The 17,770-nt window shown below is 60.7% G+C and carries 17 protein-coding genes; 3 read left to right on the forward strand and 14 right to left on the reverse strand.

The annotated features are described in order from the left end of the window. From QD357_RS08530 to QD357_RS08540, 3 genes are all read left to right on the forward strand, one after another. The gene (locus QD357_RS08530; protein ID WP_107108942.1) at positions 1–969 is read left to right on the forward strand and encodes an ABC transporter substrate-binding protein; all 969 of its coding nucleotides are present in this window, start codon (positions 1–3) and stop codon (positions 967–969) included. A gap of 397 nt (positions 970–1,366) precedes the next feature. Further along, positions 1,367–2,557 (forward strand): efflux RND transporter periplasmic adaptor subunit, encoded by a 1,191-nt coding sequence (locus tag QD357_RS08535; protein WP_107108943.1) that lies wholly within the window; start codon positions 1,367–1,369, stop codon positions 2,555–2,557. 14 nt (positions 2,558–2,571) lie between these two features. Beyond that, complete coding sequence (locus QD357_RS08540) at positions 2,572–5,898, forward strand: efflux RND transporter permease subunit (RefSeq protein WP_107108944.1); 3,327 nt, start codon at positions 2,572–2,574, stop codon at positions 5,896–5,898. A gap of 40 nt (positions 5,899–5,938) precedes the next feature. On the opposite strand, the gene ureG is transcribed toward QD357_RS08540, so the two are convergent. The 14 genes from ureG to urtB form a co-directional block, all read right to left on the reverse strand. Then, entirely contained in the window at positions 5,939–6,550 is a 612-nt protein-coding gene (gene ureG, locus QD357_RS08545; RefSeq protein ID WP_107108945.1) for an urease accessory protein UreG, read from the reverse strand. Between the two features lie 95 nt (positions 6,551–6,645). After that, complete coding sequence (locus tag QD357_RS08550) at positions 6,646–7,332, reverse strand: urease accessory protein UreF (RefSeq protein ID WP_107108946.1); 687 nt, start codon at positions 7,330–7,332, stop codon at positions 6,646–6,648. Between the two features lie 5 nt (positions 7,333–7,337). After that, entirely contained in the window at positions 7,338–7,823 is a 486-nt protein-coding gene (ureE, locus tag QD357_RS08555) for an urease accessory protein UreE (RefSeq protein ID WP_107108947.1), read from the reverse strand. Positions 7,824–7,902: 79 nt separating this feature from the next. Then, positions 7,903–8,763 carry a GGDEF domain-containing protein gene (locus tag QD357_RS08560; RefSeq protein ID WP_107108948.1) on the reverse strand — a complete coding sequence of 287 codons (861 nt, stop codon included), beginning with the start codon at positions 8,761–8,763 and terminating at the stop codon, positions 7,903–7,905. A gap of 277 nt (positions 8,764–9,040) precedes the next feature. Continuing rightward, a complete protein-coding gene (gene ureC, locus QD357_RS08565; protein WP_107108949.1) occupies positions 9,041–10,753 on the reverse strand; it encodes an urease subunit alpha in 1,713 nt (570 codons plus the stop codon). Positions 10,754–10,756: 3 nt separating this feature from the next. Next, positions 10,757–11,380, reverse strand: a complete 624-nt coding sequence (locus tag QD357_RS08570; protein WP_107108950.1) for a Urease operon accessory protein — start codon at positions 11,378–11,380, stop codon at positions 10,757–10,759. 17 nt (positions 11,381–11,397) lie between these two features. Beyond that, positions 11,398–11,835 (reverse strand): lysozyme inhibitor LprI family protein, encoded by a 438-nt coding sequence (locus QD357_RS08575; RefSeq protein WP_107108951.1) that lies wholly within the window; start codon positions 11,833–11,835, stop codon positions 11,398–11,400. A gap of 17 nt (positions 11,836–11,852) precedes the next feature. Next, the gene (locus QD357_RS08580) at positions 11,853–12,158 is read right to left on the reverse strand and encodes an urease subunit beta (RefSeq protein ID WP_107108952.1); all 306 of its coding nucleotides are present in this window, start codon (positions 12,156–12,158) and stop codon (positions 11,853–11,855) included. 21 nt (positions 12,159–12,179) lie between these two features. Continuing rightward, the gene (locus tag QD357_RS08585) at positions 12,180–12,482 is read right to left on the reverse strand and encodes an urease subunit gamma (protein WP_028751899.1); all 303 of its coding nucleotides are present in this window, start codon (positions 12,480–12,482) and stop codon (positions 12,180–12,182) included. Positions 12,483–12,512: 30 nt separating this feature from the next. Further along, complete coding sequence (locus QD357_RS08590; RefSeq protein ID WP_107108953.1) at positions 12,513–13,334, reverse strand: urease accessory protein UreD; 822 nt, start codon at positions 13,332–13,334, stop codon at positions 12,513–12,515. A gap of 164 nt (positions 13,335–13,498) precedes the next feature. Then, positions 13,499–14,194, reverse strand: coding sequence for an urea ABC transporter ATP-binding subunit UrtE (urtE, locus tag QD357_RS08595; protein ID WP_107108954.1), 696 nt, complete (start codon positions 14,192–14,194; stop codon positions 13,499–13,501). A gap of 1 nt (position 14,195) precedes the next feature. Further along, positions 14,196–14,951, reverse strand: coding sequence for an urea ABC transporter ATP-binding protein UrtD (urtD, locus tag QD357_RS08600; RefSeq protein WP_107108955.1), 756 nt, complete (start codon positions 14,949–14,951; stop codon positions 14,196–14,198). 4 nt (positions 14,952–14,955) lie between these two features. Beyond that, positions 14,956–16,119 (reverse strand): urea ABC transporter permease subunit UrtC, encoded by a 1,164-nt coding sequence (gene urtC, locus QD357_RS08605; RefSeq protein WP_107108956.1) that lies wholly within the window; start codon positions 16,117–16,119, stop codon positions 14,956–14,958. After that, positions 16,116–17,741: an urea ABC transporter permease subunit UrtB gene (gene urtB / locus QD357_RS08610; protein WP_107108957.1), complete on the reverse strand. Its 1,626-nt coding sequence runs from the start codon at positions 17,739–17,741 to the stop codon at positions 16,116–16,118. The genes urtC and urtB overlap by 4 nt, the downstream gene beginning before the upstream one ends. Positions 17,742–17,770: the final 29 nt, after the last annotated feature.

A 17,770-nucleotide genomic window follows, 5' to 3' on the forward strand; every position in this document is an offset into this window, starting at 1 on the left:
ATGAAAAAACTGATGGTCGCATTGATGGCAAGCGCGATGGCGTTGGCCGCAGCGCAGGCGGCGCAGGCTGCCGACAAGGTGACGCTGCAGTTGAAATGGGTGGCGCAGGGCCAGTTCGGCGGCTATTTCGTCGCCAAGGACAAGGGCTTCTACAAGGAGGAAGGCCTCGACGTCGACATCAAGCCCGGCGGTCCGGATATCGCACCGGAACAGGTAATCGCCGGCGGCGGTGCCGATGTCATCGTTGACTGGATGGGTGGCGCTCTGGTCGCTCGCGAAAAGGGCGTGCCGCTGATCAACATCGCCCAGCCCTATGACAAGTCCGGCCTCGAACTGATCTGCCCGAAGGACGGTCCGGTAAAGACCGAAGCCGATTTCAAGGGCCATACGCTCGGCGTCTGGTTCTTCGGCAACGAATACCCCTTCTTCGCCTGGATGCATAAGATCGGCCTGAAGACCGACGGCGGCAAGGATGGCGTCACCGTCTTGAAGCAGAGCTTCGACGTTCAGCCCCTCGTCCAGAAGCAGGCCGACTGCATCTCCGTCATGACCTATAACGAATACTGGCAGGCGATCGATGCCGGCTTCAAGCCGGAAGATCTGATCGTCTTCAACTATAGCAAGCTCGGCAACGACCTTCTGGAAGACGGCCTTTATGTCAACGAGACCAAGCTGAAGGACGCGAAGTTCAAGGCCAACATGGTCAAGTTCGTCCGTGCTTCGATGAAGGGCTGGAAATACGCTGTCGAACATCCGGATGAAGCCGCCGAAATCGTCATGGATAATGGTGGCCAGGACGAAAATCACCAGAAGCGCATGATGGGCGAAGTCGCCAAGCTCATCGGCACCGGCAAGCTCGACGGGAAACTCTACGATCGCACCGTAGCCGCCCTGCTCGACCAGAAGATCATCAACAAGAAGCCGACCGGCGCCTATACGCATGAGATCACCGACGCCGCGCTGAAATAGGCCCGACGCCGAAAATCCGAAGAAACGTGCGCGGTTCACGCCACGCGCGTTTTTTTCATTTTGTAACAGCCGTGATAAAAGACTGGCTTTGTCGTCGCGTTTGCCTAAAAAACCATGCTTCGATCAAGTATCGTAATGCAGACATCACGAGCACGTAATTGATTTGCAATGCAACGCCCATTAGAATTGCGCGCCACGTAGAAATCATTTTCTCGTGATCTTGCAGGATTTGGAAATCGTTCCCACCTAAAGGGGCAAATTGAGGATGAGGGACTTGCAGGCATGACAGACGGATGTTGATCCGCCGGAAGAGCCGGCCCGCATGCATTGATCCCCCGTGCTCGCGACGGAAAACAGCGAGATCCCGTTACACAAATACCGAACTGGAACTGAACGCATGGCCTTCACGCCGCATAGATTTCTGAGCACGACTGCAATGTTGCTTGTTCTCCTGACGGCACCGGCGGCTTTTGCCGAAGAACCCACCGTCACCGCGCCAAAGCAGAACCTGCCTGCAATCGTCGTCACACAGGCCGTAACACGCAAACTGACCGACAAAGTGGTCGCCACCGGCACCGTGAAAGCGGTGGATGAGGTCTATATCCAGCCGCAGGTGGACGGCCTGTCGATCCGCTCGCTCAACGCTGACGTCGGCGACAAGGTCGAGGCGAACAGCACGCTTGCCACGCTGAACGATGATGCGCTGATCCTGCAGAAGAGCCAGATGGAAGCAACGAAGGCGAAGGGCGAAGCAAGCCTCGCCCAGCTTCGCGCGCAGCTCAACGAGGCCCGCGCCAATGCTGAGGAAGCGGAATTGCAGCGCGTCCGCGCCGTCACCATGGGCGCCAAGGGCACCGTCTCGACCTCGTCGGTCGAGCAGGCGAATGCGGCGGCCGCCGCCAACAAGGCGCGCGTGGCCTCGGCCGAACAGGCAATCGCAGTTGCTGAAGCCGATCTCAAGGTCATCGACAGCCAGATCGCCGATACGGACCTGAAGCTCGCCCGCACGGGCGTCAAAACGCCGGTTGCCGGCACCGTCGCTTCGCGTAACGCCCGCATGGGAGCCATCGCCAACGGCAATGGAGATCCGCTCTTCACCATCATCCGCGACAGCGATCTGGAGCTGGTGGTCGATGTCTCCGAAAGCGACATCACCAAAATTACCCTTGGTCAGAAGGCGCTGATTTCGCTTTCCGGCAGCCGCGAAAAACTCACCGGCTCCGTCCGCCTGGTCGCGCCGATCGTCGATGCGGTGACCCGCCTCGGCGCAGTCCACATCTCCATCGATGACGACGAAAAGGCGCGCGCCGGCATGTATGGCAGCGCCGAGATCATCGTCCGCGAGACACAAGGTGTTTCCCTGCCGCTGACGGCAGTCAACAGCGACGAAAATGGCTCTTCTGCCCGCAAGGTAGAGGGTGGCGTCGTCAAATTCGTCAATGTCCAGACCGGCATTCAGGATGGCGCTTACGTCGAGATCGTCAAGGGCCTGAAGGATGGCGACGAAGTCGTCGCCAAAGCCGGCGCCTATGTTCGCGACGGTGACCACATCACGCCCGTCAAAGAAGCTCCGCAAGCGTCCAACTGAGCGAGAACGGCAAGATGAACTTCTCCGCCTGGTCAATCCGAAATCCGGTCGCCCCGCTCCTCGGCTTTTTCCTGCTGATGGTGGTGGGCGCGCACGCCTTCTTCAATCTGCCGATCACCCGCTTCCCGAATATCGACGTGCCGGTCGTCAACGTGACCGTAACGCAAAGCGGCGCCTCGCCTGCCGAACTCGAAATGCAGGTGACGAAAGAGGTCGAGGACGCCGTCGCCAGCATCAACGGCATCGACGAGATCCAATCGACGGTGACGGACGGCCAGTCGCAGACCGTCGTCATCTTCCGCTTGGAAGTGCCGACGCAGCAAGCCGTTCAGGATACCAAGGACGCGATCGACCGCATCCGCGGCAATCTGCCGTCGACCATCGACGAGCCGATCGTCTCCAAGGTGGATGTTGAAGGCCAGGCGATCCAGAGCTTTGCCGTTTCCTCGCCCAATATGTCGCTCGAAGAACTGTCCTGGTTCGTCGACGACACCGTCAAACGTGCGCTGCAGGGTCAGGTCGGCATCGGCCGCGTCGATCGCTATGGCGGCGCCGATCGCGAAGTGCGCATCGAGCTCGATCCGAACAAGCTGAATGCCTACGGCATCACCGCGCTTTCGGTGAGCCAGCAGTTGCGCGGCACCAATATCGATCTCGGTTCCGGCCGCGGCCAGGTGGCGGGCAGCGAACAGGCGATCCGCGTCCTGGGCGACGCCCGCGATGTCGCCCAACTCGCCGACACCACGATCGCGCTGACCAACGGCCGCTTCGTCAAGCTTTCCAATCTCGGCGTCATCAAGGATACCTATCAGGAACCGAAGTCCTTCTCGCGCTTCAACAGCACGCCTGTCGTGACCTTCGGCGTGTTCCGCGCCAAGGGTGCCAGCGAAGTCTCCGTCGCCAATACCGTGGCTGGCACTTTGACCAAGGTGCGTGCCGAAAACCCGAACGTCTCGATCGAGATGATCGACGATGCGGTCTATTACACCTACGGCAACTACGAGGCGGCGATGCATACGCTGCTGGAAGGCGCGTTGCTGGCGGTCATCGTCGTCTTCCTGTTCCTCAAGAATTGGCGAGCGACGCTGATCTCGGCCGTTGCCCTGCCGCTTTCAGCAATCCCGACCTTCTGGGTCATGAACCAGATCGGCTTCTCGCTAAACCTGGTCAGCTTCCTGGCGTTGACATTGGCGACCGGGATTCTCGTCGACGACGCGATCGTCGAGATCGAGAACATTGCCCGCCATATCAAGATGGGCAAGACGCCGTATCGCGCCGCGATCGATGCCGCGGACGAAATCGGCCTAGCCGTCATCGCCACGACCTTCACCATCATTGCCGTGTTCGTGCCCGTCTCCTTCATGCCGGGCGTTCCGGGCCAATACTTCATCCAGTTCGGCCTGACGGTCGCTTTCTCAGTGTTCTTCTCGCTGCTGGTCGCGCGCCTGATCACACCGATGATGGCCGCCTACTTCATGCGCGCCGAGGATGCCGTCGAAGACCACCACGACAATGACGGCCGGTTCATGCGCGGCTATAGCTGGCTGGTACGGATCACAACAAAGCGGTGGTATACGCGCTATCCGACATTGCTTGCGGCTTTTGCATTCTCCGTCGCCTCCGTCTTCGCGCTCATCATGTTCGTGCCCGGCAGCTTCATCCCTCCGGACGATTCGTCCCGCATCGTGCTGTCGGCCGAACTGCCGCCGAATGCCCGGCTTGACGACACCGAGCAGGCAACCAACGAGATTTACAGGCGCGTGAAGGACATCGACGGCGTCGAGAATGTCTTCGTCCTTGGCGGCGCCTCGCCCAAGGGCGATCTGGAACTGCGCCGCGCCACAGTAACGCTGACGCTCGGCAAGCTTGACCAATCGCTCGTCAAGAAGCTGGTCAACGATGTGGCGGGTTCGCTGCCCATCATCGGCCCCTACCTTCCGAAGGTTACCGTCCACGGCCGCATCAAGCCGCAGTGGGAGGTCGAGAAGGAAGTCTTCGCCAAGCTGCGCTCGATCCCCGACGTCCGCATCACCAAGCTCAATGACCGCGGCGACCGTGACCTGACCTACAACTTCCTCTCCCGCAACGAGAAGGATCTGAACGAAGCGGTCGGCATCCTCGAAGCCAAGCTGCGCACCGATCCGGCGCTTGCCAACGTCAGCGCCGACGGCGCCCTGCCCCGGCCGGAGCTGCAGGTCTATCCGCGCAAGGACGAGGCAGCCCGCCTCGGCATTACGCCGCAGATGATTTCCGATACGGTGCGCGTCGCGACCATCGGCGATATCGACGCGTCGCTTGCCAAGATTTCGCTCGATGATCGCCAGATCCCCATCCGGGTGCAGGCTGCAGTCGGCATGCGCCGCGACCTTGCCGCGATCCGGGCATTGCGCATCAAGACCGCCACCGGCGCGTCAGTGCCGATGTCGAGCGTGGCCAATATCGAATATTCGGAAGGCCTGTCTTCGATCAAGCGCAACAACCGCTACCGCGTCGTCGCGATCGGCGCCGACCTCCCGCAAGGCGTGGCCCTGGACACAGCTTCGAGCCATTTTCTCGCCACCGTCAACAGCGCCAAGATCCCGGCCACTGTCCATCTGGCTGAAAGCGGCGACACCAAGGTCCAGAAGGAAATGCAGCAGAGCTTCGGCAATGCCATGCTGCTGGGCCTCCTGCTGGTGCTGACCGTGCTGGTGCTGCTGTTCAAGGATGTGATCCAGCCCTTCACCATTCTGCTGTCGCTGCCTCTGGCGATCGGGGGCGTGGCGCTGGCGCTGATCGTGACCGGCAATGCCCTCTCCATGCCCGTCATGATCGGCATTCTGATGCTGATGGGCATCGTCACCAAGAATGCCATTCTGCTCGTCGATTTCGCCATCGAAATGATGCACCATGGTATGCCCCGGCTGGAGGCCGTGGTCGAGGCCGGTCGCAAGCGCGCACGGCCGATCATCATGACCTCGATCGCCATGTCCGCCGGCATGTTGCCGTCCGCGCTCGGCGTCGGCGAAGGTGGCACGTTCCGCGCGCCGATGGCGATCGCGGTGATCGGCGGCATCATCGTCTCGACCGTCCTCAGCCTGGTGGTCGTGCCGTCCTTCTTCCTGATCATGGACGACCTGTCGCGCCTGCTTGCCTGGCTCTTCGGCCATCTCGTCGGCAAGAAGGATGTGAACGACGAAGTCGTGACCAAGGAAAAGCTGGCAACCGCCGTCGACGAAAACCGCAAGTCGCTCACGGCACTGGAAGAGCGCCTCGACGCCGTGGAAAACAAGGACGTCCCGCAGCGCGGCGGAAAGGCCAAGACGAATATCCTGAAACTGCCGCCGTTTGCTGCCGAATAGAGCGGCAGGCCGGTAAGCGGAATGACAATGGCAGGGCGGCTTACAGGCCGCCCTGTTCCTTTAGGAAGTCGACGATCGTTGCAACACCATCGCCGCGCTTCATGTCGGAGAACACAAAGGGGCGGGCCTGGCGCATGCGGGTGGCGTCGCGGTCCATGACATCAAGATCGACGTCGACGAAGGGAGCGAGATCCCTCTTGTTGATGACGAGAAGATCGGATTTGGTGATGCCCGGACCGCCTTTGCGCGGAATTTCCTCACCCTGGCAGACCGAGATCACATAGATGGTAATATCGGCGAGATCCGGCGAAAAAGTCGCGGCCAGATTATCGCCACCGGATTCGATGAAGACGACGTCGAGATCGGGAAGCCGCTCGTTGAGGCCGGCAATGGCCTGCAGGTTGATCGTCGCGTCTTCGCGAATGGCGGTGTGCGGGCAGCCGCCGGTTTCGACGCCGACGATACGATCCGATGTCAGCGCCTGCATACGCACCAGCGCCTCGGCATCCTCGGTCGTGTAGATATCGTTGGTCACCACCGCGACGGAATAATCGTCACGCATCGCCTTGCAAAGCTTTTCGGTAAGCGCAGTCTTGCCCGAACCGACAGGCCCGCCGATACCGACGCGCAAAGGTCCATTTCTCGATTTCATGCTCGAAACTCCGATAAAAACATAGAATAGCGGGGCAGACGCGTCTCGCACAGCGGCGAATGACGTAGCTCAACCGCAATATTTGCTCGAGCCCTTCAGGACCGAAAGAGCCTGGTGCCCTGCGTCTCATGACGAAGGCTTGCGATATCGGCGTGCACCGTCGCCGCGCCGAGATCGTCGAGGCTCGATCGTGCGGCCCGCTTGGCGACCTCAGCGATGACGTCTTCCAGCGCCGCCAGGATCGCGACACCATCCCTCTGTCCGGTCACCCCAAGCCGAATGCCTGCCGACAGCATCTGCGATGCCAGCGCATGCAGGAAGGCCGCGAGCGCCTTTTCCCGGGATATACCATGCGCGCCAGCCACGGCGCCGACCGCTACCGGATAAGCCACTTTCGCAGGCAACATGGAAAAGACCGGATGCGGCCAGGCATTGGCGGCGGAGAGGAAAGCTTCGCCGAGCAGCATTGTTTCCTGATGGCGCTCCTTCGAGCCGGCTAGCGCTTCGGCAAGCTCGGCTGCCTCGGCCAGCCGCGCCGCATCCTCGGCCGCACCATGCGCCTCGGCAAGCAAGACGGCATCGTTCCAGACCGAGCCATGGCGTATCAGCGCCGCGACCCAATCCCGAAGGCTTTCCACGTCTTGCACAAGGCCATCATGGACAGCACGCTCGAGGCCGCCCGAATAGGCGAAGGAGCCGACGGGAAACGCCGGCGAGAGCCAAGCCATCAGCCGCAAGAGCGCCTGCAGATCGCCATTCTCCGCCTCTGAAATCCTAGCCATCACGCTCAATCGTGCGAATGATCGTGATGATCGTGACCGTGTCCGTGCGAATGGCCGCCATGCGCATGATAGGCGCCACGCGCCGGCTGGAAGGCTTCGCTGACCTCCGTCACCGTGGCACCGAGGCCTTCGAGCATGGAGCGGATGACATGGTCGCGCAGGATGAGGATGCGGTCTTCCTCGATCTGTGCCGAAAGGTGCCGGTTGCCGAGGTGCCAGGCAAGCTCGATCAGATGCCGGCGATCACGCTGCTTGATCTCGAACAGCTTTTCCGCTGCCGCGACGATTTCGATCAATTCGCCATCTTCCCGTACCAGCAGATCGCCATTGGCGAACAGAACCGGCTCTTTCAGATCGAGCATGACCATCTCGCCATTTTCGAGATGCAGCAGCTTGCGGCGCAAATGCCGGAGATCATGCGGCAACACGACACGATCGATCGGATTGGAGGATGGGGTGCCGGCCGGCAGATAGGAGGTGACGCGTAGCATGACATGTCCAGTTCAAAACTTTATCAGAGCATGCAAAATAGCCGCTTTCCGCGCAAGGGCCAGTACCGGTTTCGTAGACCTATATCCCATGGCCGTATCGATGCGGCTCCCCACGGTCGGGCATCTCTTCCTGCCCTTCCTCGGCCGGAGGGCGCTGCCAGATATGATTCAGCCATTCGCTTTCATGAACGACGCGATTGCGGCCAAGCGCCTTGGCGAGATAAAGCGCCTTGTCCGCGGCGGCATAGACCACCTCTTTCTTGCGCTCGCCCCAAATATCAGCGATCCCCGCGGAAATAGTGATCTTCACCGAGCCGCCTTCGACAGCGATAGCGTGATCGGCAATCCGCGTTTTCACGCCCTCGATGCGGGCGATGCGTTCGGCCATGTCACGACCATGGACGATGGCGCCAAACTCCTCGCCGCCCAGGCGGGCGATCACGTCCCTGCCCTCGAAAATGCCGAAGAAGATCTGTGAGACCGCGATGATGACGGCATCGCCGGAAGCGTGCCCATAGCGATCATTGATCGTCTTGAACCGGTCGACATCAAAGATCACCAGCGAGGCGTCGTCTTTCGCCTCTTCCAACGCCTCGGTAAAGGCGCGACGGTTCAGCAGTCCCGACAACATGTCGGTGCGGCTTAGCCGTTCGAATTCGGCGCGCGAGACGGCAAGCTTATGAATGGCGTAGCCGGCCAGCAGCGCCAATGCGCCGGAAACCGTACCGCCAATGAACCAGGCAAGCAGGACACCAAGCCGGATCGCGTCCAGCATCCGCAACGGCAACAGGCCGAGCCACTCGAGGACAGGCAGCATCACGAGAATGATGGCGACGGACAGGATAACCGCAAGAAAACTCATCTTTAGCGCGAAAATATATATCGTGCGGCGCTGCTGAAAATTACCGAGTTCGGCCTGCAGCGAAATCCACCTTTTCATGCGAATCACCTTCCTCAGCCCACGAATTCGATGAAGTGAGATAGGGGTGAACGCTCTTCCAGGTCTTTAATACGATCGTTAAAATGCCGGACATTTCTCAACTTATAAGCTGCTGGAAATTGGCACTGAACACTTGCGTCACCCAAGGTGAAGTTGCGATATAAACAACCATCGGCGCAAGTCTCTGATTATGCTGTATTAGTTCGAAGAACTCATGAAAAACCCCTGAAATTCAGGGGTTCCCGGTAATTATAGCGATGAAACGTCACGGTTCCCATTAAAACAGGAAATAACGCTGCGCCATCGGCAGCACAGTCGCCGGCTCACAGGTCAGGAGTTCGCCATCGGCGCGCACTTCGTAGGTCTCCGGATCGACTTCGATATGCGGCGTCAGGCTATTATGGACCATCGACGCCTTGGAGATGCCGCCGCGGGTATTCCTGACGGCAACGAGGCTCTTGGCGACGCCGAGCCTGCCGGCGAGACCGGCATCAAGCGACGCCTGCGACACGAAGGTGACCGAGGAGTTTGTCAGGCTCTTGCCGAAAGAGGCGAACATCGGGCGGTAATGGACCGGCTGCGGCGTCGGGATCGAGGCGTTCGGATCGCCCATGGGAGCCGCTGCAATCGAGCCGCCGAGCAGAACCATTTCCGGCTTGACGCCGAAGAAGGCCGGGTTCCAGATCACCAGATCGGCGCGCTTGCCAACTTCGATCGAACCGATCTCATGGCTGAGGCCGTGGGCGATCGCCGGATTGATCGTGTATTTGGCGATGTAGCGTTTGACGCGGAAATTGTCGTTGTCGCCGGTTTCCTGGGCAAGGCGGCCGCGCTGGCGCTTCATCTTGTCGGCGGTCTGCCAGGTGCGGATCGCCACCTCGCCGACGCGGCCCATGGCCTGGCTATCGGACGAAATGATCGAAAAGGCGCCGATATCGTGAAGAATATCTTCCGCCGCAATCGTCTCCTTGCGGATGCGGCTTTCGGCGAAGGCGATATCCTCCGGGATCGATGGCGACAGGTGATGGCAGACCATCAGCATGTCGAGATGCTCGGCAATCGTGTTAACCGTATAGGGGCGCGTCGGGTTGGTCGAAGACGGGATGACATTCGACTGGCCGCAGATCTTGATGATATCGGGCGCATGGCCGCCGCCCGCCCCTTCGGTGTGGAAAGCATGGATGGTGCGGCCCTTGATGGCGCCGATCGTATCCTCGACAAAACCGCTTTCATTCAACGTATCCGTGTGGATCATCACCTGCACGTCATATGCATCGGCGACCGTCAGGCAGCAGTCGATCGCGCCAGGCGTCGTCCCCCAATCCTCGTGCAGCTTCAACGAGGTGGCGCCGGCAAGCACCATCTCCTCGAGCGCACCGGGCAGCGAAGCGTTGCCCTTGCCGGCAAAGGCGAGGTTCATCGGAAAGGCATCGGCAGCCTCGATCATGCGGGCGATATGCCAGGGGCCGGGCGTGCAGGTGGTGGCAAGCGTTCCGTGCGCCGGGCCTGTACCGCCGCCGAGCATGGTTGTCAGCCCGCTCATCAGCGCCTCTTCGATCTGCTGCGGGCAGATGAAGTGGATATGACTGTCCATGCCGCCGGCCGTGACGATCTTGCCCTCACCCGCGATCGCCTCCGTGCCCGGACCGACGATGATGTTGACGCCCGGCTGCATGTCCGGGTTGCCGGCCTTGCCGATCGCGACGATCCTGCCATCCTTGAGGCCGATATCAGCCTTGACGATCCCCCAGGTGTCGACAATCAGCGCATTGGTGATGACGGTATCGACGGCACCGTTCGCCCGCGTTACCTGGCTCTGCCCCATCCCGTCACGAATGACCTTGCCGCCGCCGAATTTCACCTCTTCGCCATAGGTGGTGAAATCCTTCTCCACCTCGATGAAAAGCTCCGTATCGGCAAGCCGCACCTTATCGCCGGTCGTCGGCCCGAACATGTTGGCATAGGCGGCGCGGGAGATTTTATAAGGCATAAATCAAGCTCCTTGGGAGGAAAGAATAGGGGTCTTGTCGGCGATGCGCCTTAGGCGACCAAGGGAAATATAATGATCGACCAGCCGCTTCTCCGCCGCAAACGGGTGGCCATCCCATCCGGTATGGCTGAAGCCGGTGATGGCGATGCCCTCGCCGGGATAGCGCAAAAGCAGCTCGGCGATCGCGACCATGCCGCTGCTCGGCACGACATAAGGACCGGGGTCGTAAGCTGCGAGCGCCTCATCGACACTCTCATGAACCGACTGGTCGATGACCACATGACGTTTGCCTGTGGCATTGCAGAAGGCGGTGAATTGATTGGTGTAATCGTCGCAGAAATCACCGAGTTCCGGATGCGACAATGCCAGCGGCGCACGGAGGGCAGCGAACTTGCGGGGATCGCGGACGCTCCAGATTTCCGATGCCGCCGCAACCGGCGCACTGTTGCGCCACTCGGCAGAACCGAGCATGGCACGCGCCGGCCGGCCGGTATTGCAGACCGCGACAATATCCGTGCGGCTACCGCCCGTCTCTGTGGAGCGGCAATCATTGAAACGCACGACCAGATCGGCGGCGTCGATCTCCGGCGCCGCTCCTTCCGCAATCTCGCCGTTGCCGACGATCATGATCCTGCGTCTGGCGCTCACTGCGCACCCTCCGGCCCATCGGCCAATGTCTTCAGCTCCTTGGTCCGCTGCTCCGTCAACGTCGCCTTGCATCCGGTAACGAGCATCGGCTCCATCGTCCCGCCCCGCGCCTCAAATCCTTCCGCCTCGCATTGGCCATCGCGATAATCGACCCAGGCGCGCTGCGCCTTGACCAATGCTTTTTCGGCACCCTTTTGGTCGTCTTCGAGATCCGCATCGGTGGCAACCATTGCCGCGCGCGTCTTTTTATATTGCTCGTTCAATGCCTTATCGGCCTTGTCGTAGTCCCGCTGCGCGCAGATGTTCATGTCCATCTGCGTTTGCGCATTGGCGCAGTCGACCTCCGGCTCGTCCGGATCATTTTGCGCATAGGCCGAACCGCACATCAAAACAGTCGCGACAAACGCGCTGGACGCAAGCAATCTCAAGGACATGCTATCTCCTATACGCCTCAGAGCTTGCCCATGATCTGCTGGCGGAAGCCATAGACCTCGCGCTTGCCGGAGAGTGGGATCAGCGTCACCGAGCGCGTCTGGCCCGGTTCGAAACGCACTGCGGTCCCTGCAGGAATATCGAGACGCATGCCCTTGGCCTTGTCGCGGTCGAAGGCGAGACCACCATTCGTCTCGGCAAAATGATAGTGGCTGCCGACCTGCACCGGGCGGTCGCCGGTATTGGAGACTTCCAGCGTTACCGTCGGTGCGCCGGCGTTCAGTTCGATGTCGCCGCTTGCGGCAAGAATTTCACCTGGAATCATGGCTTTTTCCCTTGCCGTCGTTCAGCGGATCGGCTCGTGCACGGTCACGAGCTTCGTTCCATCCGGAAACGTCGCCTCGACCTGTACGTCGTGGATCATCTCGGCAATCCCTTCCATCACCTGGTCACGGCTGATGACATGGGCGCCGGCTTCCATCAGCTCGGCGACCGGGCGGCCATCGCGAGCGCCCTCGACGACGAAATCGGTGATCAGCGCGATGGCTTCCGGATGGTTGAGCTTAACGCCGCGCTCCAGCCGCCGCCGCGCAACCATTGCCGCCATGGAAATCAACAGCTTGTCTTTTTCTCTCGGAGTGAGGTTCATCGCCTACCTATGTGATTGCTATTGCTTGAACTACAGATTCCAGACTTTCGGCACTGGCGCTGCGTTGCGCAAGGCGGAAATGACCGGGATCAGGATTTTTCTGAGAGCGAAGCCGTCGGGTGCCGCGAGCCGCACCACCAGCTTGTCGCGCCATTGGCTGACGCCGCCCATGTGCCCCTCAACGAGAGGCCGCACCTTGGCGAGATAGGTCTCCGCCAGCGGTCCGGCATAGAGCAGGGTCGCGAAAGCCACTTGGCCGCTCAGAACAGCACGCTCGGCCGTCAACGCCGCGACATCACCGTCGAGCCGCAGCTCCTCGGCATGGATCAATCGCCCAGCGCGGCGGATGCGCCAGCGGTCGCGAAACAAGCCCTGCGCCATCGCCTCACCCATGGCTTTGCGGCCGAGCAGGATTGCTTCGACGGCCAGAAATTCGGCGGTTTCGTCGAGATCGACAGCGAGCTTGCGCGACAGCGAGGCGCGGTCAAACAGAATGGTTTCCTGCGGCAACCAATCGACGCGCGCGCCAGCGCCGACCTTGATGGAAGTCACGACTTCGGCGGTGCCTGCGGATGCCTTGTAAATCTTCTCGCAGGCCTGGGTGGTCGCATCGATGCGCGTGCCCGGCCCAGCGACGATGCTCCAATCCATCCGGTCGCCGCCGGTCAGGCCACCGGCCGTGTTGATGATAACGGCTTCCATGGAATTATCGAACGTATCGGGCAGACGAATCTTCGCCGCACCGTCCTGGAAAAGTTCGGCAAGGCGCGTGCGCCCATCAAGCGCCTTAGCCGCCAGATGGCCGCGCCCGCGCGCCCTCTGCGGTCTTGTGCTCGCCGCTGCCATCACCATTCCGCTTCTCCACTCATCACATCATGCCATCGCGGATCATTGAAACCCGTCGAAGAACAAAAGCAAGCAATTTCCGTGCCTTATGAAGCCACACGGAACATTGGCCGGCTGCGGCGGATATCCGCTGCATTTTTCACCAGATGATGAAAAGAACGGCAATGGCTTCACACCGTCAGGTGCCTGCGGGCCTCCGGCGTATCCAGCGTCTCCGCCAGCCCCTCATGGACGATCTCGCCGCGATCCATGATGTAGACGTAATCAGCAAGTTCGCGGCAGAAATCGAGATATTGCTCGACCAGCAGGATCGCCATGCCGGTGGAATCCCTGAGATAGCGGATCGCCCGGCCGATATCCTTGATGATCGACGGTTGAATGCCTTCGGTCGGCTCATCCAGCACCAATATTTTCGGGCGCGTCACCATCGCCCGGCCGATCGCCAATTGCTGCTGCTGGCCGCCGGAAAGATCGCCGCCACGGCGCGACAGCATGGATTTCAGCACCGGAAACAGATTGTAGATGTCCTCGGGAATGTTGCGGTCGCGGCGTGGCACGGGGGCGAACCCCGTCTCCAGGTTTTCCTTCACCGTCAATAGCGGAAAGATCTCGCGCCCCTGCGGCACATATCCGATGCCATGCTTGGCGCGGGCAAAGGGCGCCATGCCGTTCAGCGTTACCCCGTTGAAGGCGACCGAACCTGCCGATAACGCATGCTGGCCGGTAACAGCGCGCAGCAGCGAACTCTTGCCGACACCGTTGCGACCGAGCACGCAGGTGATCTTCCCCATCTCAGCCTTGATGGAGATGCCGCGCAGTGCCTGAGCGGCGCCATAGTGCAGATTTGCGTTTTCGACTGTCAGCATCTCATCGCCCCAAATAATTCTCGATCACCTTCGGATCGTTGCTGACGAAATCGATCGAACCTTCGGCCAGCACAGAGCCTTCCGCAAGGCACGTCACCTTGACGCCAAGGTCGCGGATGAAGCCCATGTCGTGCTCCACCACCACCACGGACCGCGTCTTGGCGATCTCCTTCAGCAGCACCGCCGTCTCCGCCGTCTCGGCGTCGGTCATGCCGGCAACGGGCTCATCGACCAAAAGAAGCTTCGGCTCCTGCGCGAGCAGCATGCCGATCTCCAGCCATTGCTTCTGCCCATGCGAGAGATTGGCCGCCAGTTCGTCGCGCCGGTGAGAGAGGCGCACCGTGTCGAGGATTTCGTGGATGCGGTCGCGATCTTCCGGCGTCAGGCGGTAGAAGAGCGTCGAGAAAACACCGCGCTTGCGGTTGAGCGCCAATTCGAGGTTATCCCAGACCGTATGACTTTCGAACACGGTCGGCTTCTGGAACTTGCGGCCGATGCCAAGCTGGGCGATGTCGGCCTCGTCCTTATTGGTCAGATCGATCTGGCCGTTGAAGAACACCTCGCCCTGATCCGGCCGCGTCTTGCCGGTGATGATATCCATCATCGTCGTCTTGCCGGCGCCGTTCGGGCCGATGATGGCGCGAAGCTCCCCCGGCTCGATGACGATCGACAGCGAATTCAGCGCCTTGAAGCCATCGAAGGAGACGGAGACGTTGTTGAGATAAAGCATGCTGTTAGGCTTGATGTCCGGGATCATGGCTTCACTCCGCCGCCTGGATGGTCGTCTTGTCGGCTTCGTCTTCCTCGACCGTGGGCTTTGCGCTGACCGGCTTGCGATCGCCGCCGATATATTGCGCTATCGTGCCGACAATGCCCTTGGGCAGGAGCAACGTCACTGCAACGAAGAGGCCGCCGAGCGCGAAGAGCCAGAAATCGGGGAACAGGCCAGTGAAGATCGTCTTGCCGCCATTGACGAGGATGGCGCCGATAATCGGGCCGATCAGCGTCGCCCGGCCGCCGACCGCTGTCCAGATGACCACTTCGATGGAATTGGCGGGAGCGAATTCGCCGGGATTGATGATGCCGATCTGCGGCACATAGAGGGCACCGGCAATGCCGGCCATCATCGCCGACACGACGAAGACGAAAAGCTTCATGTGCTCAACGCGGTAACCCAAGAAGCGCGTCCGGCTCTCCGCATCGCGCACGCCAACCAGCACCTTGCCGAATTTCGAGCGCACGATGGCCGAGGACAGCATCAGTGCCAGCGCCAGAAACAGCGCAGTGATGGCGAAGAGTACGGCGCGCGTGCCATCGGCCTGGATGTTGAAGCCGAGGATATCCTTGAAGTCGGTCAGACCGTTATTGCCGCCGAAGCCCATGTCGTTGCGGAAGAAGGCGAGCAGCAGCGCATAGGTCATCGCCTGTGTGATGATCGACAGATAGACGCCGTTGACGCGCGAGCGGAAAGCGAACCAGCCGAACACGAAGGCAAGCAGACCGGGAGCCGCCAGCACCATGATCATGGCGAACCAGAAATGATCGAAGCCATACCAGAACCAGGGCAACTCCTTCCAGTTCAGGAACACCATGAAGTCCGGCAGGATGGGATTGCCATAGGTGCCGCGCGGTCCTATCTGCCGCATCAGATACATGCCCATCGCATAGCCGCCGAGCGCGAAGAAGGCGCCATGGCCGAGCGAGAGAATGCCGCAATAGCCCCAGACGAGATCGAGCGCCAATGCCAGCAGCGCATAGGTCAAATACTTGCCGAACAATGACATCAGATAGGTCGGCACATGCAGCGGGCTGGTTTCCGGCAAGGCCAGATTGGCGAGCGGCACGAGCACGGCCACAGCCAGCAGGATCGCGATGGCGATACTGATGCGGCGGTCGAGCGAGCGGAGGAGAAAGGCCGTGATCATGCTTCCACCGCCCTTCCCTTGAGGGCGAAGAGCCCGCGCGGACGTTTCTGAATGAAGAGGATGATGAGGACGAGAACCAGGATCTTGCCGAGCACCGCCCCCGCATAGGGCTCAAGGAACTTGTTGAGGATGCCGAGCGAGAAAGCGCCGACCAGCGTTCCCCAGAGATTGCCGACGCCACCGAAGACGACAACCATAAAACTGTCGATGATGTAGCTCTGGCCAAGGTTTGGCGAGACGTTGTCGATCTGCGAGAGCGCAACGCCTGCCATCCCCGCAATGCCCGACCCCAGGGCAAAGGTGAAAGCGTCGACCCAGGGCGTACGAATACCCATGGACGAAGCCATGCGCCGGTTCTGAGTCACCGCCCGCATCTGCAGCCCGAAGGCCGAACGCTTCAGCAGCAACAGCAGGGCGACGAAGACGCCGAGCGCGAAAACGATGATCCAGAGACGGTTCCAGGTGATCGAGAGGTAGCCGAAATCGAAGGAGCCCGACATCCAGGAGGGATTGCCGACTTCCTGATTGGTCGGCCCGAAGATCGAGCGCACCGCTTGCTGCAGGATCAGCGAAATGCCCCAGGTGGCGAGCAACGTTTCCAACGGCCGGCCATAGAGAAAACGGATGACGCCGCGCTCGATGACGAGGCCGACGGCGCCGGTCACCAGAAACGCCACCGGCAGTGCGATCGCCAGCGACCAGTCGAAGAGTTCAGGATAGGAGCTACGGATGACGCTCTGGACCATGAAGGTGGAATAGGCGCCGAGCATCACCATCTCGCCATGCGCCATGTTGATGATGCCCATGACGCCGAAGGTGATGGCAAGCCCGATAGCGGCAAGCAGCAGCACCGAGCCGAGCGAAAGCCCGTACCAAACATTCTGCACCGCATCCCAGATCGCCAATTGGCTTTGGATGCCGGCAATGGCGGCCGCGACATCGGGCTTCAGGCTGTCGTCTACGGAGACAGAAGAGAGAATGCCGATGGCGTCACGTCCGCCTTCGTTCTTGATCGTCTCGATCGCCGCCTTCATCTGCTCCGGCGAGCGATCGGAGCCGAGCACAGCAACCGCGCGCGCCCTCTCGAGCACGCCGCGAATTTCGCCGTCCTTTTCGTTCTTTAACGCCGCCTCCAATGCCTCCAGCGAATCCGCGCTTGGCGATTTCAACACGGATTGCGCCGCCTCCAATCGGACGCCGCGATCCGGGCTCATCAGCGTCAGGCCACCGAGCGCCGCGCGGACCGAGCGACGAAGATTGTTGTTGATCTTGATTTTGCCGAGGTTGCCCTTGGCTTCCTGGCCCGCCGCCTGTCCGGTCAACGGATCGATCAGGGCCATGACATCGCCCGAAGATTTGGCGATGAAGACCTGATTGTCGGATTTGCGGACATAAAGATCGCCGTCCGAAAAGGCCTGCAGCGTCGGCACCACCTTGGGATCGCCAGTCTTGGCGAGGCTCTTCACGATCTCATCCGCCTGCTGGAAGTTCGCCGGACCCAGCGCGTTGATAAGACTATGCGCATCCTCCTGGGCACGCAGCGCTGTCGCCGTCAGCGCCAGCATCAGGCAAAAGCCGGCGGCAAGCGCCACGGCCATGCGGTAAACGAATTTGTCGAACATCGCGCGTCCCCTCATGCTGTCGCGGGCAG

The sequence above is a fragment of the Rhizobium sp. BR 317 genome, assembly GCF_047445835.1.
Classification (GTDB): domain Bacteria; phylum Pseudomonadota; class Alphaproteobacteria; order Rhizobiales; family Rhizobiaceae; genus Rhizobium; species Rhizobium paranaense.